This is a genomic window from Apibacter raozihei (assembly GCF_004014855.1).
GTDB lineage: Bacteria > Bacteroidota > Bacteroidia > Flavobacteriales > Weeksellaceae > Apibacter > Apibacter raozihei.
The window spans coordinates 1,253,533-1,276,479 of the sequence record NZ_CP034930.1 but is presented as its reverse complement, the minus strand read 5'-3'; the positions used below and the strand labels follow the sequence as shown (position 1 = coordinate 1,276,479).

Annotated in this window: 16 protein-coding genes; 13 read left to right on the top strand and 3 right to left on the bottom strand. The window is 31.7% G+C overall.

The genetic code is table 11. From position 1 onward, the window contains the following. Nucleotides 1-158 precede the first annotated feature (158 nt). Both EOV51_RS05795 and EOV51_RS05790 read left to right on the top strand, forming a co-directional pair. Nucleotides 159-839 carry a response regulator transcription factor gene (locus EOV51_RS05795; protein ID WP_128150802.1) on the top strand — a complete coding sequence of 227 codons (681 nt, stop codon included), beginning with the start codon at nucleotides 159-161 and terminating at the stop codon, nucleotides 837-839. Beyond that, entirely contained in the window at nucleotides 836-2,101 is a 1,266-nt protein-coding gene (locus EOV51_RS05790) for a sensor histidine kinase (RefSeq protein ID WP_128150800.1), read from the top strand. Before EOV51_RS05795 ends, EOV51_RS05790 begins: the two co-directional genes overlap by 4 nt. Here EOV51_RS05790 and EOV51_RS05785 read toward each other — a convergent pair. Continuing rightward, complete coding sequence (locus tag EOV51_RS05785; protein WP_128150798.1) at nucleotides 2,094-2,906, bottom strand: rhomboid family intramembrane serine protease; 813 nt, start codon at nucleotides 2,904-2,906, stop codon at nucleotides 2,094-2,096. The genes EOV51_RS05790 and EOV51_RS05785 overlap by 8 nt on opposite strands. Nucleotides 2,907-3,339: 433 nt before the next feature. Here EOV51_RS05785 and EOV51_RS05780 point away from each other — a divergent pair, with 433 nt between their 5' ends. From EOV51_RS05780 to EOV51_RS05755, 6 genes are all read left to right on the top strand, one after another. Further along, nucleotides 3,340-4,317, top strand: a complete 978-nt coding sequence (locus EOV51_RS05780; protein WP_128150796.1) for a hypothetical protein — start codon at nucleotides 3,340-3,342, stop codon at nucleotides 4,315-4,317. 10 nt (nucleotides 4,318-4,327) lie between these two features. Then, the gene (locus EOV51_RS05775; protein WP_128150794.1) at nucleotides 4,328-5,227 is read left to right on the top strand and encodes a hypothetical protein; all 900 of its coding nucleotides are present in this window, start codon (nucleotides 4,328-4,330) and stop codon (nucleotides 5,225-5,227) included. An 11-nt stretch (nucleotides 5,228-5,238) separates the two neighbouring features. After that, a complete protein-coding gene (locus tag EOV51_RS05770) occupies nucleotides 5,239-6,384 on the top strand; it encodes a hypothetical protein (protein WP_128150792.1) in 1,146 nt (381 codons plus the stop codon). An 83-nt stretch (nucleotides 6,385-6,467) separates the two neighbouring features. After that, nucleotides 6,468-6,902: a transposase gene (locus tag EOV51_RS05765; protein ID WP_128150789.1), complete on the top strand. Its 435-nt coding sequence runs from the start codon at nucleotides 6,468-6,470 to the stop codon at nucleotides 6,900-6,902. Between the two features lie 21 nt (nucleotides 6,903-6,923). Next, nucleotides 6,924-7,244, top strand: coding sequence for a helix-turn-helix domain-containing protein (locus EOV51_RS05760; protein WP_128150787.1), 321 nt, complete (start codon nucleotides 6,924-6,926; stop codon nucleotides 7,242-7,244). 215 nt (nucleotides 7,245-7,459) lie between these two features. Beyond that, nucleotides 7,460-8,386, top strand: a complete 927-nt coding sequence (locus tag EOV51_RS05755) for a helix-turn-helix domain-containing protein (protein WP_128150785.1) — start codon at nucleotides 7,460-7,462, stop codon at nucleotides 8,384-8,386. Nucleotides 8,387-8,432: 46 nt separating this feature from the next. Here the strand turns inward: EOV51_RS05755 and EOV51_RS05750 are convergent, their stop codons facing one another. Together EOV51_RS05750 and EOV51_RS05745 are read right to left on the bottom strand one after the other, a co-directional pair. After that, nucleotides 8,433-9,293: a DUF2911 domain-containing protein gene (locus tag EOV51_RS05750; RefSeq protein WP_128150783.1), complete on the bottom strand. Its 861-nt coding sequence runs from the start codon at nucleotides 9,291-9,293 to the stop codon at nucleotides 8,433-8,435. A gap of 18 nt (nucleotides 9,294-9,311) precedes the next feature. Beyond that, nucleotides 9,312-10,985: a glutamine--tRNA ligase/YqeY domain fusion protein gene (locus EOV51_RS05745; RefSeq protein WP_128150781.1), complete on the bottom strand. Its 1,674-nt coding sequence runs from the start codon at nucleotides 10,983-10,985 to the stop codon at nucleotides 9,312-9,314. Nucleotides 10,986-11,173: 188 nt separating this feature from the next. Between EOV51_RS05745 and EOV51_RS05740 the strand changes: the two genes are divergently transcribed. The 5 genes from EOV51_RS05740 to EOV51_RS05720 all read left to right on the top strand — a co-directional run bounded on the left by EOV51_RS05740 (nucleotide 11,174) and on the right by EOV51_RS05720 (nucleotide 22,938). Beyond that, entirely contained in the window at nucleotides 11,174-12,733 is a 1,560-nt protein-coding gene (locus EOV51_RS05740) for a sensor histidine kinase (RefSeq protein WP_128150779.1), read from the top strand. A gap of 4 nt (nucleotides 12,734-12,737) precedes the next feature. Beyond that, complete coding sequence (locus tag EOV51_RS05735) at nucleotides 12,738-13,442, top strand: response regulator transcription factor (RefSeq protein WP_128150777.1); 705 nt, start codon at nucleotides 12,738-12,740, stop codon at nucleotides 13,440-13,442. A 40-nt stretch (nucleotides 13,443-13,482) separates the two neighbouring features. Then, nucleotides 13,483-14,187 (top strand): response regulator transcription factor, encoded by a 705-nt coding sequence (locus EOV51_RS05730; protein WP_394343665.1) that lies wholly within the window; start codon nucleotides 13,483-13,485, stop codon nucleotides 14,185-14,187. Nucleotides 14,188-14,252: 65 nt separating this feature from the next. Then, on the top strand, nucleotides 14,253-15,620 hold the full coding sequence (locus tag EOV51_RS05725; RefSeq protein ID WP_128150775.1) for an MATE family efflux transporter: 1,368 nt from the start codon (nucleotides 14,253-14,255) through the stop codon (nucleotides 15,618-15,620). A 172-nt stretch (nucleotides 15,621-15,792) separates the two neighbouring features. Beyond that, nucleotides 15,793-22,938, top strand: a complete 7,146-nt coding sequence (locus EOV51_RS05720) for a type I polyketide synthase (RefSeq protein WP_128150773.1) — start codon at nucleotides 15,793-15,795, stop codon at nucleotides 22,936-22,938. Nucleotides 22,939-22,947: the final 9 nt, after the last annotated feature.

Genomic DNA, 22,947 nt, shown 5'->3' with positions numbered 1-22,947 from the left:
GTAGCCAATAAGATAAAAAAGTAGAGAATAAAAAAATTTTAGTTTTTCACTATTATTCTTATTTTTACTCAATAATATCATATAAATATTTAGCTTAATTTAATTAAGTTATCTCAAATTTTTATTCCATATGATATATTAAATTGTAAATTTAAACTATGAAATTATTATTAATTGAAGATGAAATTGATCTTCAAGATTCAATTGTTAAATTATTAATATCCGAAGGTTTTTCAGTTGAAACTGCCTCAGATTACAATCATGCGGAAGAAAAAATTCATCTTTATAATTATGATTGCGTCATTGTTGACATTACTTTACCCGATGGTAGTGGATTAGATATTATTAAATCATTAAAAAAAAATAATTCTAAAGTAGGTATCATCATCATCTCGGCCAAAAATTCTCTGGATGATAAACTGACCGGTTTAGATATTGGAGCCGATGATTATCTGACCAAGCCTTTTCATTTATCTGAATTAAATGCACGTATAAAATCTATTATACGAAGAAGAGGACTGGAAGGAAGTAATGAATTATTGTTTAATGAAATTACGATCATATTTGACAGCCGTAAGGTTTTGATTAATCAACATGAAATAATTTTGACTAAGAAAGAATACGACCTTTTATTATTTTTTATGATGAATAAGGAAAAAGTGCTTAGTAAAGAAGTTATAGCTGAACATTTATGGGGGGATGATATGAGTATTTCCGCCGATTCTTTTGATTTTATTTATACACATATAAAAAATCTCAGAAAGAAACTTATTGATAAGGGCTGTAATGATTATATTAAAAGTGTTTACGGAATAGGATACATATTTTCTGAAGAATGAAATTAAGTCAGGTTATACGCAGACATTTCATCTTAGGAGTCTTTATTGTCATGATTCTTGGATGCATTTCGCATTATTTTATTTTTGAGTTTTTTATAAATTATTCTGCTGATAAGGTTCTTTATGATTATAAGGCTAAAATTGAACGTTATGTTAAAGACTATAAAACCCTTCCTACTTTTCCTAGCTCTATATTACCTTCTCGTATAGATTCCGAACCGATTGAAAACCCGGAAATGCATCCTGAGTATATTAATGATACCATAATATACAATCCTATATCGGGAGAAAAATACTCTTACCGACAGCTTCATTTTCCTATTTACTACGATAATCACTGGTACGTAGTAACTATTAATCGTCAAATGCTCAAGTCCAACGATATGATGTTTGTAATCGTATCCTCTTTAATGGTACTGTTTTTATTATTTGTATTATTTTCTTTTTTTATTAATTTTTATATGAAAAGGAATATCTGGAATACTTTTTATAAAAATTTATCTAAACTGGATCATTATGACTTAAAGGCTAATACAGTTCTAAAACTTACAGATCCTGGAATTAAAGAATTTGACAAACTGAATGAAGTGATCATGCAAATGGTAAAAAAAATTAATCAGGACTATGAAAACTCCAGAAAATTCATAGAAGATTCTTCTCATGAAATGCAAACGCCTTTGTCTATTATCAAATCTAAACTTGAACATTTTATTCAAGATAATGCGTTTAAAAATAAAGAGCAGGCTAAAGATATACAAGCAATGCTACGGGCTGTAAACCGACTTTCGAAAATCACACATTCTTTAACTCTAATTAATAAGATTAATAATAATCAGTTTAGTTCTAAAAAAAGCATCAACATTCCTGAATTAGTTAAAAATTTCATTGAAGATTTCCAGGAATTAATTGATATTAAAGATATTTCACTTAATTACGATTTAAAATCTTTTTATTCAGAAATTAATCCTGAATTATCAGAAATTCTGGTATCTAACCTTATAAACAATTCAATTAAACATAATTTTAATGGTGGTTTTATAATTATTGAAGCTAAGGAGAATTACCTTTTAATAGAAAACAGCTGTAATTATATCCCTTCTGACGAAAATTTATTCAACAGGTTTGTATACAACAATAAATCTAAAGATTCTTCCGGTTTAGGATTGAACATTGTAAAATCTATTTGCGATACCAATAACCTGCAGGTTGAGTACAAATATTTATCAAATGAAGTATTTAAAATTAAAGTCTGGTTTATTTAGAGTCTGTACTTTTTAAATCATTCCCTTGGTCCTTTGATTTACAATCGCAAATATTTATATTATTAGAATCTTTTAAATCTTTATTCATACTATTATTCAGATAATTATTATCAAATTCTTCCGGATACTCTTCCTTATACCTTTCCCATAGCTCATCATCAGCTAAAGAATCGTATTCTTTTCTTTCCCATGAGGACTTATGCTTAAGGCGTCCTGTTTTCCGTAAAAGAAAAGCCAGAATAAAACCAATTAAAGCACCAGACAAATGGCTTTCCCAGGAAATTTTATTTTCTGTCTGAATTCCAAAAAACTCCTGAGGTAATACTCCCCAAACAATACCTCCATATAGAAAAACAACAACTAAAGAGACTGCCCTAAGCGCTCTTTCCTTCCTAAACACTCCGCTAAAAAATAAAAAAAAAGCCAAGACATAAATAACTCCACTGGCACCTATATGACAACTTAGTATTGATGAATTAGCGAAAGCAAAATCCGGAAGCATCCAAACTACCAGACCAGAAAATATCCACCCATTAACTAATACAAAATAAGCTAATTTATCATAAAATTGAAATATTAAAAATGTAAGAACAAGCAATGGAATAGAGTTATTAAATATATGCTGAAAACTACCATGAAACAATGGCGCTAATAAAACCCCTCTTAGACCTTTAAAACTTAAAGGAATTATACCATAGCATTCACGTAACCCTATAAATGACTGAATAAAGAAAACAGCCCATATTACTAATATTAGTAACAAGGGTATAATTATTGCTTCTTTTTTTATTGAAATCTTTTTCATTTATTGGATTTGACAATTGTATTGACAATTATCAGACCTATTTATTAATAACAGACAAATTTTCTGAATTGCAAATAATCTTAACAAATAATAATTTTTTAAAAATTAATTTCATTTATAAATTAAAAGATTTGAAATTCTTATTAACACTATAAGCTTTTGAACTTTTTTACAGGTAGCATAATTAAGTAATTAAATTAAATACTGTTTTAAGTTTATATATAGATCTCATTTAAAATTACTTGCATAAATTTAGTTAATTATTGTTTTAAACTTCTCTTATTTAATTTCTTTTTACTAAATGCCTCAAATTAGCATTAAAATAAAATTTATTTCAGGAAGCATATAAAAACCAACTCCTTATATCAATTGTTCATAAAGGTTTTATAGCTCCTATTATAATAAATTGTATAACTTATAAAGATTAACTATTATGAAAAAAATCGTATCATCGGCAATATTTTGCTGTATGTTCCTGATTTGCTATTCTCAAGTAGGGTTAGGAACTGAAAGTCCCGACAGTAACTCTGTTTTAACTATAGAGGGAAATAAGGATGAAAGTAATAATCCGTCAGAAGATTTTGTAATGAGATTTACTGGAATAAAAGTAACTCAATACGATGCAACTAAACAACATTATTTATTAGGATTAGATGAGATCCAACAATCCGGAACCTTTCCATTAACTGTTTTTAATTCGGTAACAAATCACTATGCAATTCCTCCTTGCACCAATTGTGTATCTGTTCCCCATTTTGGATGGCAAAATGCAAATGCTACTTTAGGTGCTACTCCAAGTTATTATGGAGTTAACACACATGGCTTACTTGGATGGACATGGCCTAATAGTGCCAGCCAGGCAAATTCATCTCCCTCTTTCGGAGCATCCTACACTTATCAGTCAGGATTTACTTATCCAAATGCGACCTTGTACTATATGAGAGGACAAGGCTCAAATACTACTTGGAATGATTTTTTTTCAGAAACATTTACCCTTAAAACTACTACTGACGTTTTTATAACATTTAATCTAGCTAACAACGTATACGCTACAAATCCTGGAGTTATGGATGTAATACGAAATGCTCCCTGCACAAAATATGCTGCTGTTTTAGCTGATAATTTAGGGAATCTTTACAATAAAAACGGAGAAGTTATTACAGGAGGTAATACGGTTCCGCATACGGGTATTATGGCACAATTTACCCGATTAGCTTCTATGACATCAGGAAGTGGATTTTCAACCGGAGTTGTTAAAAATGTACCGCCCGGAACTTACCGAGTATTACTTTTATATGGCAACGGATGTACTAATGAAACCTATTTAGGTTCTACAATCATTAATACTAATTATGATGAACATGGCTACAGCTACAATATTAGTGTTTATTATGACGACTTTTCCAAATAAATGATCAATAATGAAAAAGAATATTTTTATAACATTACTTTTAGCTACTGTATTTGCAAATGGGCAGCTAGGAGTTAATCAAACAGATGCTACTTATAAGCTAGAAATTACTGCAACAAGGGATGGCGAAGTTTTAATTCTGAACGGATTAAATACAGATATAACTAAAAGTGCAGGAAAACAACTTTGGTTTAGACCTGATACACCCATAACAGAAACTACTGAAAAAGTTAATGGTACCGTATTTCTAGGACCAACTTTAAGCAAAAGGTCTACGGCTACTTATTCATTTTATGCAGATGGGATAAATACCGGAGACACTACTTATCAGGGAGCTCAAAGTACTAAAGGAATTTCGTTTACCTCACCTACCGCTGATTATCAGGAATTTCCAAACGATTTAAATGGTAACAATACAGCAAGTATCGCCTTCAGATCAGCTGAAGAAGCTATTTCCCCATTTGTATTCTCAATTCAGGTTTCTGATATTCCCGTAGCTACCGGAGAAAAAGATGGTAGATATAGAATGGGTAATGATTCATATATAATAATTCAAAATTATATGTATGTGCAGTACGAACTTTTTATTGTAGATCCTGATGGAGAAGAATTAAGCGTATCTAATTATTACAATAAATATGGTGTTGCTAACCAAAAAAATATAAAAGCTTATACTAAAGCTTTTAAAGGAAATAATATAATCGTTGACCTATGTGGTGCTGTAACTATACTAAAATCTGGAAACTACATATTTAAACTAAAGTATAAATTGATGCCGGATGCTCCATCTTTCATGGATGGCATTACTTATGGGAGTAATGGATTTCCTACTACAGTTTTAAATACACCTTTATCCTGGACCCCTAATTATTTAGTTATGGCCTCCAATAATTGGGTAAAGTATAATTAATTTAAAAAGACATGAAAAAATATATACTATTACTAATATGCAATGTTGTAACTTCTACAATATTATGCAATTCAGCTTTATCGCAAGTTTTAATTTCGACTGATCCTAGTATTGTATCGCCCAGTGGTAAGGCTTCTTTAGAACTTACTCCGACTAGTGGATCATTACCCTATACTATTAGAGATTTTAAAAGGTTGGAAGTACTTGCAGGGGACCAGCCCATTGAGTTTAACAATGACACAAAAACAATAAGTATTTTAAATGCTGCTGGCCAAAAATATGAAAGTAAATATTTTACTTCTTCAACTACTGTAGACAGTTATACAGAGCTAGGTACAAATACAAAATCATTAAATACTCCCTTTATGCCTTATGGAGGAGGCTCCAATAGCACATACACTACAACTTATGGCGGATGTGTACAAATGAATGCTATTTTGATACCTAACGATACTAGTTGTAAAGAACAAATAGATGGTAGCGATTACACAACTCCTGGTTACCAGAAGGCAAAATTGGGTACTGATAATGATATCATAAAAATTACTACTAATTTCCCTCAAAAACTATTTACTTTTATATTTATAAATGGTACCGTTTATCCTAATATTGAATCGATTGCAACAGGTGCTGCTGGAACTGCCGGTCAATACACTAATATAATCCGTGATTATCTTTCTTCAATTTCATACCCTGATGGAAATACAAAAGAATATTGGCTGAGTGGTTCTGTAAACGGAACTTGGACCGGATATTCGCAAACTTTTTATGACAATCAAGGTTCTTATGCTAATGGCTATATTGAAGATCACGGACCAACAGTACTATCGGAAATTGTTTACTCGTATGATGACGGAGCTACTTGGTATCATGGAGGTATTATGCAGAATTCGGAATTTACTAAAGGTGCACCGATTAATATAACACTTGCAGGCGCAATTGACATTCCTCAATCTGTATTTCCAAATTATCCAGATTCTTTAACGGATGTAACTATAACATTAAAAGTAATACACCATGCAAGAACTCGGGGACATTCAGGTACTACAGGGCAAGTGTACGGAGGACCTATATCTGGGAGAGTTGTATTAAATGATGCCTATACATTTAGAGTAAACTCTGTAAATACTCTAGTTGAATATAAAGTTGCTCATTAAATTGAGTACTTAATTTTAATATTAAAATGTTATTATAAATGAAGATTGTTAATCTTCATTTATAATAACACTTGAAAAAACCAATGAATTTAGATTACAAAAATATAAATATTGGCAAATTAATTAAATCCAGAGTAGATGAACTTCAATTACCTGAATTAAGAATTTGTACATACTTTGGATGTGAGGAAACGAAAATACATGAGTATTATAACTCAACCAGTATTGACACTAATATTTTATTAAAATGGTGTAAACTTTTAGAATACGACTTTTTCAGAATATACACCCAACATATTATACTTTATGCCCCACTACTTAAAAATTTAGAAAATACCAATCTTTCATCTTCAAAACTTCCAAATTTTAGAAAAAATATCTACACAGATGAAATAAAAGATTTTATCTTAAGCCTTGTAAACGAAAAAAAATTATCTTGTAAACAGATCACTGATATGTATGGAATACCTAAGACTACTATCCACAGATGGATAAATAAACAATTTAGTGATCAATAACAAGAATAAAACTCTACTAAAATGACCAAACCTAATTATAAAAAAATTTTTATTGATATTATTAAAAAAAAGTGTCCTGAAAAATTAACAGATTCAATAGTTCTGAATAGACTGAACAACCTTAACTCTTCTTTAGATATAATTGAATTTAATGAATACCTTTTCCCTGTTGCAAACGTAAAATCAATTAAATCAAATCAACGGTTGAAATCATTTGACGATAAAAGTATTATGAAAATCTTAGTTTATCAAAAACAAAATGAATTAAGCAACTCAGAATTGGCAAACAAATTTAAATTAAGTAGAAATTCAATACAAAAATGGAAAAAAATTTTCAAATAATTAACAAAAGTAGTAATCTGTAATTTTTATACAGAATAACAAAAAAAACACAATATTTGAATACTAATTTAAGTGCACTAATAAGAAAATTCATAAAATATTAAAATAAAACCAATAATATTTATTCAATATTACAATTTTAATACAATCATTTTATATTTATATTTTTGCAGGAACCACATTAAAAAATTTAATAAGATTAAGAGAATAATTATATGTTAAAAAAATTTTCACAAAATTTTCTACTAACAATTATCTTTACATTATTTTCTGTATCTATATTGTACTATGTTTTAGATATCAAATTACTATTTATAATTTCTTTATTTGGTCTTGCAATAAATTTGGTATGTTATGCAATTATATTTCGATTAAATGAAAATTCAATAAAGCTTCTAATAGACTTATATGTATTAGTTATAACATCTTACTTATTTTTACATGCACTGATTCTATTATATAACGATGTTACTGATATTTTTTTATGGTATATGACTATACCCTTAGCTTTATCCGTTGTGTTCTCTTATAAAAAGGCGGTTATATTAAGCATATGCATTCTTACGGTCACCTTTATTAGTGTAACTCTATTAAATTATTCTAAAATTGCCCAGCCCATTCTCCCTATTTTTACTTATAGTCAAAAAAATATAATTAAAGCATTTACTCTTATAGGAGCATTTAATTTAGTTCTTTTTTCAACCTATTATATCTGGATAAAACAGCAAATGCTATCTCCAAACAATTCAAGCAAAGAAGACACTAACAAAAAAAATACGAGTGAAGAACAAAGGTATAAAAATATTTATACTGAAATTTTAATTTATCTAAAAGAGAAAGAGCCCTGGAAAAATCCAGATTTTAATATTTCCGAGTTAGCTACCCTATTAAATACAAATCCATCTTATGTATCGAGAGCCATCAACATGGAATCTGATTATAATTTTAACACTCTGATAAATCTTTTCCGAATAAACTATATTAAAGAAGAACTGAACAGGAATACTAACAATAAATATACATTAATGTATATATACAGCTCGGCAGGATTCAAACATCAGTCAACTTTCAACAAAGCTTTTAAACAAATTGAAGGAATTACACCTACACAATATATTCAATTAATACAATATAATGAATAAAAAAAGGCAAGTAAAACCTGCCTCTTTTTATAAAAATAATTATTGTTTAAAGAATCTTTTTCCATTCTTTGATAGAATCAGTATTCATTTTTATATAGTCTTTATTCCCCTCTTTCTGAGCACCTTCCAAAGATTTTTCAGCAGATTCAATTGCTCCTTTAATATCTCCAAGCTTTGCCTGAATTTGAGATTTAACCCTAAAATACCAGTATGGAGAATCTCCTTGTTTTAAATCAATGGCTCTGTTAATCCAGTTCAATGCTTTTTTCATATCTCCATTCGATTGAAGAAAATAATTAGCTGAAGCATAATAAGCATTCGCATCAGCCTTAGGATTGGCTAAAATACCATTAATACTTTCGTTGGCAATTTTTTGAGTTGGAACATCAAATCGTACATCTACTAATGTTTGATCCCAAACAAATTGAAGATGCCCTGAGTTATCTGAAAGATCGTTAATTCCTATAGTAAAGGTTTCAACTACCTGATTTATCTTTTTTACGGGAACGGTTGTTTTTAAAGCAACTTTACTTTCATTCCATTCTTTGGGAGTACCCCAATTTTCGGAATCTGAATAAAAAATCACCTCCCAAGTATCTTTATTAGGAATAGTATATAAAGCATACTTACCCTTTGGTAATGATTTACCGCCAATTTCTATATCATCCCCAAATTTAATAGTTGTATTTTCATTAGCACCTGTTCTCCAAACTTGACCATAAGGAACTAAAGCTCCAAATATTTCCCTTCCTTTTTTGTTAGGCCTGGAATAAACAAATTCAATATCAGTAAGTCCAACCATTTGCTCTACTGAAGATTTTAAACTTGCAGCTGGTGTTCTTACTTCCTGCCCCTGACCAATTAATGACGAAGTCACAATTAATAAAGATAGCAATAACTTTCTCATTTTTTAATAATTTAATATCTATTTATTAATTTTTGCCCAAGTATCTTTTAAAGTTACTGTTCGATTAAAAACCAATTGATTGTCTTTGGAATCATCATCTACAGCAAAATAACCCAATCTTTGAAACTGATATTTATCTCCAATTTTTGTGCCATACAAACTAGGTTCAGCAAATCCATGAACTATTTTAAGAGATTCCGGATTTAAAAATTCTAAAAACTCGTCATCTTTAGAGTCGGGAGATTCCACATTAAATAAACGATCATAGATTCTCACTTCAATGGGCAATCCATGTTTTACGGAAACCCAGTGCAATGTACCTTTAACCTTTCTCAAACTAGCCTCACTGCCACTTCCACTTTTACTATCTTCATCATAGGTACAATATACGGTTTGTATTTCTCCTTCTTTATTTTTTTCAACTTCTACCGCTTTTATTATATAAGCCCCCTTTAGCCTTACCTCACCTCCAAGTGTTAAACGAAAGAATTTTTTAGGAGCTTCTTCCATAAAATCTTCCCTTTCAATATAAATTTCACGGGTGAAAGGAATATCTCTAAATCCTGCATCAGAATCTTCCGGATTGTTTTCTACAGTTACCCATTCTTCTTTATCTTCAGGGTAATTAGTTATGACAATCTTAACCGGATTTATTACAGCCATAACTCTTGGCGCAATTTTATTCAGATGATCACGTACCGTAAATTCTAATAAGGCTACATCTATTAAATTATCTCTTTTCGCAACTCCTACCCTCTCAAGAAAATCTATAATTGCCTCAGGAGTATATCCTCTTCGTCTCATACCTGAAATAGTAGGCATCCGGGGATCATCCCAACCGGAAACATAATTACCTTCTACCAGTTTTAACAATTTTCTCTTACTTGTAATAGTATAATTAACATTTAAACGTGCAAATTCTCTTTGCTTTGTTTTAACATCCTGAGTATAAACCTGTTCTAAAAACCACTCATATAGAGGACGATGATTTTCAAATTCGAGAGAACACAGTGAATGAGAAACCTGCTCAAGATAATCAGATTCTCCATGAGTCCAATCATACATTGGATATATGCCCCAAGCATCTCCGGTTCTTTGATGATGTTTTTTCAAAATACGATACATGACAGGATCACGCATATTCATATTAGGAGAGGTCATATCTATTTTAGCTCTCAGAACATGTGTTCCCTCATTAAATTCACCATTTTTCATTTTTTCGAATAAGTCTAGATTCTCTTCTACACTTCTATTTCGAAAAGGGCTTTCAACACCATCTTCAGAAGGGGTTTTTCTTTGCTTGTTGATCTCTTCAGACGTTTGGTCATCTACATATGCTTTACCTTCTTTTATTAAGTTCACAGCCCAATCATACAATTGCTGAAAATAATCAGAAGCATAACATTCTCTATCCCAACTATAACCTAACCACTGTATATCTTTTTTTATAGCATCTACATATTCTTGATCTTCTTTTGCTGGATTAGTATCATCAAACCTCAGATTAACCGGCGCCTCATAGCGTTGTCCTAGACCAAAATTAATCCATATAGCTTTAGTATGCCCTATATGTAAATAACCATTTGGTTCAGGTGGAAATCGAAATCTTAATTTACTTACCGGAAAACCTTCTGCTAAATCATCTTCAATAATCTGCTCTAAAAAATTTAATGTTTTTTTCTCTTCTTGCATGGTAAAAATAATTGGAAAGCAAATTTACGTTATTTTTAACAGATACTGACAACATAATTCTCAGCTAAATAAAATATTACAAACTATAAATAATAAATAGTTCAAGTAATAAAATATATTTTTAAAATGTCAGTTTAAATATAAAAAAAGTGTTTATTTTTCATTTTTAAAATGTTTACTTTTGTAATATGAAGGAACGATTTATCCCTATTTTATCGGGTTTAATGACAATATCTCTAATTGTTTTCGTTGGTTTACAGATTTTCTGGTTAAAACAATCTATTGATGCCGGGGAGCAGGATTTTTCATCTCGGGTATATAAAGCTCTAAATAGTTCAGCAGTAAAGATTAACACACTAGAAATCAATAAATTTTATAAACCCTTCAACAATTTCTACCAGGACATTAATAGTCAAAAAGACTCCAGCACCATTCAAACAGCCATGAGTGTAGTTGACTCACAGTCTGTAAAATATATAATTTATAAAAAAACCATTGTTAATAAAAAACCACTTGTAATACCTTTTTCAAAAAAAGACACTTTAAAAATCACTAACCTTCTTACTGATGAAGGTGTATTAAAGATAAAAAAGGACTCTAACAACCTGAACCTGAAACCGATTGAAGCTAATATAGAAAATAGTTTTGTCAGTCCTAAATTCACATTAGATGAATTTGCAAGACTAAGTATCAATCAAATGAGTTTGGAGTCCAGAGTAGATATTGGAACTATTGACTCAATTGTAAATATTGAATTAAAAAAACAAAACATTGATACAGAATTTAAATGTGGTGTTCTTAATAATAAATTAGCTCTCACTAAAATTCATAGCAAAGAATTTGTATTAAGTAAGCACCCTAAACATAATTACAATGCCGTGTTATTTTCAGATGGAAAAGACAACACTCAATATTATCTTTCTGTTTATTTTCCATCTAAACAATATTCAGTATTAAATCCAATTTTTGGAGCTATCGGTGTGACTATTACCTCCACCTTGGTAATTATAGCAATATATATTGCTTCGATTTACTACATGTCTCAGCAAAAAAAGATTTCTGAGATAAAGACTGACTTTATTAACAATATGTCACATGAATTTAAAACACCCATAGCTACTATTAATATAGCTACCGATGCTCTGGGCACAGAAAAAGTTCAGGAAGATCCTGAAAAAATGAAATTCTACACTTCTCTAATCAAACAGGAAAATACCCGGATGAAAAAACAGGTAGAGATGGTACTTAGAATGTCAAAATTGGAACGAAACTCGCTTGAGTTAGTCATTAAGGAAACCAATATGCGTGAAATTCTAAAAAACAGCGTCAAAACTGTAAGGGTTCAGGTAGAACAAAGAGGAGGTACTATTATTGAAAAATATGCAGCAGAAAGACATATTGCTAACGCTGATGGATTTCATTTAACGAATGTTTTTGTAAATATACTAGATAATGCAAATAAATATTCTCCTGAAAAACCAGAAATAACTGTAAAAACCTACAACGATAAAAATGATTATGTTGCTGAAATATCTGACAAAGGTAAAGGTATGAGTGAAAGTGTAATAAAACGTATTTTCGAAAAATTTTATCGTGAAGAAACCGGAAACATACATAATGTAAAAGGGCATGGCTTAGGCCTTGCCTATGTAAAAAATATTATAAAATTACATAAAGGTGGTATTAAAGTTGTTAGTAAACCTAACAAAGGCACGACCTTTATTATAAGAATTCCTTTAAACAAATAACACCATGGATAAAAAAGTAAAATTATTATTAGTTGAAGACGATCCCAGTTTCGGAGCTGTACTTAAAGATTATCTGTCTTTAAATGATTATGATGTTACCCTTGCTATAGATGGAGAAGACGGATTAGAAAAATTCAAAGCTGAAGAATTCGACCTCTGCCTATCTGATGTAATGATGCCTAAAAAAGACGGGTTTACTTTAGCGAAAGAAATTATTGATATTAATCCGGATGTACCCATCATTTTTCTAACTGCCAAAAATATGAGGGAAGATATTCTGACCGGATACAAATTGGGAGCTAATGATTATATAACTAAACCTTTTGATTCTGAAGTTTTACTTTACAAAATAAGTGCTGTACTACAGAGAAACTCTAACAGTTCAATAACTGAAGAAAAAGAAGAAAAAGAAATTTATGAAATTTCAAATTTTAAATTTAACACTAAACTCCGTCAACTTGAGGTTAATGGCAATATGTATAAATTATCACCAAAAGAAAATGAACTATTAAAATTACTTTGCAAATATAAAAATGATTTAATGCCTAGAGAAGAAGCTCTTACTAAAATATGGCATAATGATAATTACTTCACGTCTAGAAGCATGGATGTGTATATTGCAAAAATAAGAAAATTACTAAAAGATGATGATAATGTTGAAATTGTAAATATTCATGGAGAAGGTTTCCGATTATTGGTTAAAGATTAATATTTTGTTATAATTATATTAATCCAACCACAAAAACCAAATGAGTATAAAAGCAAAACTACTGTTAGTTGAAGACGATCCCAGTTTTGGAGCTGTGCTTAAAGATTATCTTTCTTTAAACGATTATGATGTTACTCTTGCTGTAGATGGAGAAGACGGTTTAAAAAAATTTAAAGCCGAATCGTTCGATATCTGCCTTACTGATGTAATGATGCCCAAAAAAGACGGGTTTACATTAGCGAAAGAAATCATTGATATTAATCCGGATGTACCCATCATTTTTCTTACTGCCAAAAACATGAGGGAAGATATCCTGACCGGATATAAATTGGGAGCTAATGATTATATAACTAAGCCTTTCGACACTGAAGTTCTTATTTACAAAATTAACGCAGTCCTTCAAAGAATATCAAATATATCAATAAGCAAGGAAAAAGAAGAAAAAGAAATTTATGAAATTTCAAATTTTGTATTTAACACTAAACTCCGTCTACTTGAAGTGAAAGATAAAAAGTATAAATTATCTCCAAAAGAAAATGAATTATTAAAACTACTATGTCTGTACAAAAATGATCTAATGACAAGAGACGAAGCTTTGACTAAAATATGGCAGAATAATAATTATTTTACCTCAAGAAGCATGGATGTTTACATTGCATCTTTGCGAAAATATCTTAAAGAAGATCAAAATATTGAAATCGTCAATATTCATGGAGAAGGTTTTCGTATGTTAGTTAATTGCTGACCCTAATTATATTTTGTACTTTTGATGTTAAAATAGTAATAAAGGTCTAATCCTGCTAACTACATATGATACTTCCTGAAGCTAAAAAAATAACAGAATTAGAAACTAAAAATCCTAAAAATTTACTCTGGCAATACGCAATACCTGCAATTATCGGCACAGCGGTTATTGCACTATATAATATTATTGATAGTATTTATATCGGACATGGCCCAGATTTAGGAGATCATGCAATTGGGGGACTAGGTATCCTGTTACCAGTAATGAATCTTATCTCCGGATTAGGGATGCTGGTAGGCTCTGGAGCATCGGCAAGAGTATCCATTCTTTTGGGGCAAAAAGACATAGAGGGAGCCAGAAAAGTCATTGGCAACTCAATAACGCTAGCCATATTACTTACAACTACCTTCATAATAACCACTTATATTTTTACTAATAAAATTTTATATGCCGTAGGAAGTACAGAAGAAACCTTTTTTTTTGCTAAAGAATTTCTAATATATTATCTTCCGGGTAATGTTTTTCTAACCGTAAACTTTGCGTTGAACAACATTATGAGAGCTTCAGGATATCCTAAAAAAGCTATGTATACAATGCTTATAGGAGTTTTTGCAAACATTTTACTTGCACCTGTATTTATTTTTATAATGGATTGGGGTATGAAAGGAGCTGCTATAGCTACCAATTTATCAATAATGATAGGATTAAGCGTAGTATTGATCCATTTTCTAAATAAAAAAAATCCGTTATCTCTCAAATGGAATTATCTACGTTGGAATTCCAGAATTGTATGGTCTATAATTAACATAGGCTTCGCACCATTTTTTATGCTTTTAGCTGCATCTGTAGTCGTTTTTTTCATTAACAATCGTTTAAAAATCTTTGGTGGCAGCATTGCAATTGAATCATATACTCTTGCAAATCGATTAATCATGGTATTTATTATGATATTGGTAGGTCTTACACAAGGCATGCAACCTATAATCGGATATAATTACGGAGCAAAAAAAATGGACAGAGTGAAACAAACACTTAACTATACTATTAAAACAGGAATTTTAATAGGATCTGTCGGCTTATTAGTAGGAATAGTTTTACCTGACATAGTAATCAAACCATTCAATCCATCTGCCCAACTTGCTGAAGAAGCTACTACAGCTCTTAAAATAATGACTATCACACTTCCTCTAAGCGGACTGCAAATGGTTATATCAAACTTTTTCCAATGTATCGGAAAAGCATTATATTCATTCTTTTTAAGTATGACAAGACAATTTATCATACTTATCCCGGCTTTATTTATACTTCCTAAATTTTATGGAATTGATGGCATTTGGTATTCCATACCTTTATCAGATTTAGTGTCAACACTATTAGCTGTAATAATACTTTTTATCCAATTAAATCATCTAAAAAAACTCGAAATCAGATAAGTTTCACTTTATTTGTATTCAAGTTTTTTTTATTATATTTGCATCTTGATTAAGACAATAGAAATCATTTTTTTTATTTAATTAACCATATGCACTGATCTTTTAAGCATTTTAGATCATTATTTTACCATAAATTTGGTTTATTATTTACAATTTATATTCTTTAATAACTATGCAAAAAAACAAAGAATTATTCGTTCTTTCTCCTTTTGAGATGCCAGATGTTTACCTAGCTTTAGAAACTATTAAAGTAGGAGCAAACCCCATATTACATTTAGGAAGGGATAAAGAAATAGCGAGACAGAGCCTAAAAGATTTATCTGATAAAACAAAAAAATCGTTCGGCATATGTGTTACTTCGGAAATATCCGACTCATTGGAATTACCAGAAAATGTTAATAGAATATTTATCCCATTTAATTTATCTGCAACTTTCCCTACCTTAGAAAATGTTGAAACAATATACCAGGTTTTCTCACTTGATGAAGCTGAAGAGGCTATAAAAAAAGGTGTTAAATCAATTGTATTAAAAGGGAATGAAGGAGCTGGAAAAGTTGCTTATGAATCTTCATTTGTACTTTTACAAGGTATAAAAAAAATGTTTCCTCATACCAATACCAACATATACATACAAGGTGGAATGGGGGTACATACCTCTGCTGCTGCTTTAGCTATGGGGGCACAGGGTATAATTTATGACAGCCAGGTAGCATTATTCCCTGAGTGCAGACTTCCCAAAGAATTAAAAAATGTTTTGGGTAGACTTAGTGGTAGTGAAACAATACTAATAGACAGTTATAGAATATTAGTTAGAAAAAACTCACCTTCGTTACCTTTAAACCCAAAATACGAAGATATAGTTCCCTATCTGGGAGGAATAGATCTATCTGAAAACATCCTTCCTATGGGTCAAGATGTTGCTTTATCCGTTGATTTTGTTGAGAAATATAAAACTCTGGACAACTTTATCTATGCTGTAAGAGAAGCTGCTTACGGGCATTTATTACAAGCAAAAAGCTTAAACATAATAGGAGAAAATAGTCCTTTGGCTCAAGAACTTGGAATTAAATTTCCAATAGCACAAGGACCTATGGCCAGAGTAAGCGACGTTCCAGAATTTGCTGATAAAGTCACAGATGCAGGAGCTCTTCCATTCATAGCATTGAGTCTAATGATAGGACAGGCAGCACAACAAGCTGTATCAAAAACAGCCGAATTGCTTAAAGATAAGCCTTGGGGAATTGGTATTTTAGGATTTGCACCTTCTCAGTTAAGGGAAGAGCAAATGAAATATATTTTAGAAAACAAGCCTCCTGTATTAATTATTGCCGGAGGAAGACCTACATTGGCAAAACCATATGAAAAAGAAGGAATAAAAGTATTTTTACATGTACCTTCTGTAACCCTGCTTGACATGTTTATGAAAGAAGGATCCCGTAACTTTATCTTTGAAGGTCGGGAAAGTGGAGGACATGTAGGTCCGCTTTCAAGTATGGTATTATGGGAAAAACAAATATTCAGGTTAATTAAAGATGAAAATCCATCAACCCTGAATGTATTTTTTGCAGGAGGAATTCACGACGCCTTTTCTTCCGCATTTATATCCATAATGTCAGCCTCTTTAGCTGCTAAAGGAGCTAAAATAGGAGTCTTAATGGGTTCTTCTTATCTATTTACAAAGGAAGCAGTTGAAACCGGAGCAATATTAAAAAGCTATCAGGAGCAATCTGTCAATCATTCAAAAACAATATTATTAGAAGCAGCTCCAGGTCAGGAAACCCGAGCATTGCCTACCCCTTTTACCGAACATTTTACACAAGTTAAAGAGCAGCTTTTTGCTGAAGGACTGGATTCAAAAGAAGTCTGGTTAAAACTGGAAGAAATGAACTTAGGGCGTCAAAGAATTGCTGCAAAAGGAATTGAAAGACAAGGTAGTAATCTGGTTAGCTTAAATGACGAAGATCAGGTAGAGAAAGGTGTGTTCATGATTGGACAAATTTCCTCACTACGAGATAAAGTTGTTACTCTTGATGACTTACACTCAAATGTTGCTATTGATAACAATGCCTTAATTTCAAAACTAGATAAAATCGAAGAGCCTTTACGAGAGAATGAACCTGTAAAATTAGCTATCGTAGGGATGGCTGGAATATTCCCTCAGGCTAAAACATTAGAAGAATACTGGAAAAATATATTATTATCAAAAAATTGTGTAACTGAAGTACCTGATAGCAGATGGAATAAAGAGCTTTTCTATAATCCGGACACAAGAGATACAGATTTTGTATCCTCCAAGTGGGGAGGATTTATTCCAACAATTGATTTTGATCCGTTGGAATTTGGAATTCCGCCTCAATCATTAGCATCTATTGAACCTGTACAATTATTGAGCCTTCTTGTTGCTAAAAGAGCATTGGAAGATGCAGGATATGATATGGCTACATTTGATGGAGAAAACACCTCTGTAATTATTGGTGCTGAAGGTGCTACCGAATTAGCTGCCAGCTATGGATTCAGAGGGTATGCAAAACAAGTGTTTGGAGAACTACCGGAAGAGTTAAAAAATGTACTTCCTAAGCTAAATGAAGATTCATTTCCCGGAGTTTTATCTAACGTAGTAGCCGGTAGAATAACTAACAGACTGAATTTAGGAGGAAGTAACTTTACCGTAGATGCTGCTTGTGCGTCGTCACTTGCAGCTATGGATATAGCTTACCAGGAATTACAAAATAAACGCTCTGACATTGTTGTATTAGGAGGAGCTGATTTACATAACGGACTTAACGATTACCTGATGTTTTCTGCAACCTATGCACTATCAAAAAAAGGACGCTGTGCCTCATTTGATTCAGATGCTGATGGTATTGCTCTTGGAGAAAGTGTTTCAATGATTATTTTAAAAAGACTTGAAGACGCTGAAAGAGACGGAGATAGAATTTACGCTGTAATACGTGGAACCGGAGGAAGTAGTGACGGCAAAAATTTAGGAATGACTGCTCCAAACAAAAAGGGGCAAATGAAAGCTTTACAAAGAGCATACAAAAATGCAGGAGTATTACCTTCTGAGGTTGAACTTATTGAAGCGCATGGAACCGGTACGGTAGTTGGAGACAAAACTGAGCTAAGTGCTTTGACAGATATGTTTTTAGAATCTGGAGCAACAACAGGACAAACACATTTAGGTTCTGTCAAGACTCAAATTGGTCATACCAAATGTGCCGCAGGACTTGCAGGAGTTATTAAAGCTGCATTATCTATGTATTATGGAGTACAACCACCAACCATAAACTTATCAAATCCAAATTCATTCTATAATAAAGAAACAAGTCCTTTTATCTTTAATACGAATGCAGGAATTTGGGGAAGTGAAAGAAGAATTTCCGGTGTCAGTGCCTTTGGATTCGGTGGAACAAATTTCCACGTTGTCATGGAAAATTATCAATCTGAAGTTAAGCAAACCAGTGCATTAACTTTATGGCCTTCGGAATTATTCATTTTCAGAGGAGATACTTTAGAAGAAGCTAAAGAATTAGCTAAAAAAGTACAAACTCTAATCTCTGTAAACGATTCACTTACTCTCAGAGATATTGCCTACAGCCTCGCTTTTTATAATCAGAAAGAAATTCAGATTACACTTGTTGCTAAAAGTATAAAAAAATTAAAAAACAAGCTGGAATCTATAATTAATGATATAAATGAATCTGATATTTACCTGCGTAATCCAAAAGAAGGTAAAGTAGCATTTTTGTTTTCAGGACAAGGAAGCCAAAGAATTAATATGGCTAGGGATCTTTTAGTAGCATTTCCTTCTATGAGAAAACTACTTCTTCAACATCCTGAATATGATAAAATTCTTTATCCTAATACAGTCTTTGATGAGGAAAGTAAAAAAATTCAACAAAAAACTATTACTCAGACTCAGAATGCTCAGCCTGCCCTTGGAATTGTAGACTTGGCCATAGCAGACTTTTTACGTTCCTTAGGGATTGAACCTGATATGGTGGCTGGTCATAGCTATGGAGAACTACCGGCATTATGCTTTAGTGGTGCCTTTGACTCTGAAAATCTAGTTTCTCTAAGTCGAAAAAGAGCAGAATCTATTCTAAATGCCATTGGAAACGACAAAGGAAAAATGATCGCTGTAGGGATTTCACAACAGGAATTAGAGCAACTTCTTGCTGGTAAAAATGACATTTGGCCTGTTAATTTTAACTCGCCTAAACAAACTATACTTGCAGGTACTACCTTTGCAATGAATTCATTAATGAAAGAAATGGGACAACAAAACATTTCTTATAAAGAATTAAGTGTAGACTGTGCCTTTCATAGCCCTCTTTTAGAAAAATCAAAAGATTTATTTGCTAAAGAACTTGAAAAAGTGAGCTTTAAATCTCCTTCTATTCCTGTTTGGTCTAATACTACCGCAGATTTATATCCAACTCAGGGAAATGAAATAAAAACCAGACTTTCCGAGCATCTTATAAAACCTGTTTTATTTAATGAAGAAATTCAAAAAATGTATACAGATGGGGCTCGTATATTTATCGAAACCGGACCAGGGAAAGTATTGATAAACTTAGCTCAGTCTTCTATTAAAGAAAAAGACTCAATCAGCATTATTCAAACTGAGGAAAAAGGTAAAGAGGGTATTAATTATATTCTTAACGCCCTTGCTAAATATATTGCTACCGGAAGAAATATATATATCGAAAAATTGTTTGATAATCGGAATGCTAAAGTTTTAGACTTGGATCAACCCGAATTATATAAGAAAAAACCTACAATCTGGTTTATCAATGGTCATAATGCTGTACCTTCTGTGGGACCAATGCCTGCTAATGGAGCTTTACCAATTACAGAACCTGTTAGTTTAAATAATTTTTCTATAAACGGAGCTGGATCTAACCTCATGACTGAATCTGACCATATCATGCTTGAATATCTTGGGAATATGAAAACCATGATACAAAATCAACGTGATGTAATGTTGGGTTATTTGGGTCATACACCATCAATATCACAGTCTCCATCTCAACAAGTAATCAGTGTAAACACTACAAATAAAATATCACCAGCGAAAATTGAAGATGCCAAAACACCAATGGCTGTTTCAACTGCTTCCGTACAACAACCTTCTGCTGCAACACTATCACTGGAGGAAATAAAGTCAGCTCTTTTAGATACTGTTAGTGAAAAAACAGGCTACCCAATTGATATGCTAGGACTTGAAATGGATTTGGAAGCAGATTTAAGTATCGACTCTATTAAAAGAATGGAGATTATTGGTGCATTACGTGAAAAACTAAATTTAAAAGGCGATTTCGAAGAATCTGAAGATGCTATCGAGAAAATGGCTTCAATTAAAACCTTAAACGGTGTTATCGGATGGGTTGAAGAATTAGTTCAATCAGAACTTCCGGCAACTTTATCTTCCACAGAAGCTAATCTGCAAACTATAAAAACTGAAACTGTAGCAGCATCTCCGGCAATATCTGCGGAACATATAAAAAACACATTACTGGAAACAGTTAGTGAGAAAACAGGGTATCCGACAGATATGCTAGGTCTTGATTTAGACCTCGAAGCAGACCTAAGTATAGATTCAATCAAAAGAATGGAGATCATTGGCTCTTTACGTGAAAAACTTAACATGGAAGGAGATTTCGAGGAATCTGAAGATGCTATTGAAAAAATGGCTTCTATTAAAACCTTGAACGGAGTTATCGGATGGATTGAGGATATCATCAACGGTAATCCGGAAGAAGCAGGGAAAGCCCTTTCTACTAGTAATAATACTAAAGAAACTACGCCTGTATCCTTTGATGCCAATTCAATTTTGGAACTTGAGCAAAATCTGGTAAGTCAGTCTGAGGAAGATAAACCTCTTTTAAGAACTCGGTTCGAACTTGAAAAATGGGATTTTCAATCTGAAGAAAAATTATCAATAAAAGATAAAAATATAGCTATAACCGATGATGGAGGAGAATTTGCTACTATCATTCAAAAAGCTATTGAAAAACAAGGAGGAATTTCTTCAATAATAAGCAAAGATGAAAATGATTTAACCTCTTACGATGGACTTATTGTACTAGATATTTCTCAATCTCCTTTACATTATTCAACTCAAGAAGTTTTTTCATTAATCAAGAAAAGCAATCTCGAAAAAATTCAATGGATTTTTAGCTATAGTGATGTAATTGGAAGCCTTCAAAATACCGAAAACATTTCTGAGTTAAAGAAAATTGAAGGTTATCCGGGACTGATAAAAAGTATTGCAAGAGAATTTTCCGCAATTAATTGCAGAGCTATTATATCCCATACACTACTAAATGCAGAAGAAGTTTCACAAATAATTTTAGACGAATTAATATCAACTGATATTTCTGCTGAAGTTGTATACAAAGATTCTCAGCGACTACGTTTAAATCTTGTTCCTGAAAGCTTATCAGTAAACGGAAAATCAAACATCTCATTAGACAAGGATTCGGTAGTTGTTGTTTTTGGAGGTGCCCAAGGTATTACTTCAGAATTAACCGCACAATTAGCAGATGAATATCCTTGTCATTACATTCTTGTAGGACGTTCTCCAGTACCGTCAGATGAAAATAAAAAGTATTCATTTTTAAAAGATAAAAATGAAATACGTAAGCATCTTATATCAGAAGAGAAAATGACTGTTCCTGCTGAAATTGAGAAAAAAGCACAACAAATTGAAAAAGAAAACCAAATAGCAGCTACGATTTCGAATATTGAAAAATCCGGCTCAAAAGTAACATATGTCTCTTTAGATGTAACGGATGAAAATAATCTGCGGAATTTCATTCGTGGCACATACGAAAAATATGGAAAAATTGATGGTATCATACATGCAGCAGGACTTTTAGTAGATAAACTTTTGGTTCATAAAACAGCGGATGCTTTTAATAAAGTATATTCCACTAAAATTAATCCTTTACACGTAATTCTAGACGAACTTAGACCAGATATTAAATTTATTGTACTCTTCAGCAGTATAGCTTCAGTCTATGGAAACAGAGGACAATCGGATTATGCAGCAGCTAACAGTGTCTTTGACTTAACATCCTGGGTTATTAAAGATAAACTTAATGCTCGTATACTTACAGTAAACTGGGGTCCTTGGAAAGGAGCCGGAATGGTTTCCTCTGCCCTTGAAAATGAATTTAACAAAAGAGGAGTCGCTCTCATTCCATTAAAACAAGGAGGTCAGGAATTTATTAAAGAACTTAAATTCGGACACGATAATCAAGTATTAATAATGGGTGGTGGTGACGGAGTTAAACAATTTTTTGGAATCTGATTTTAAACC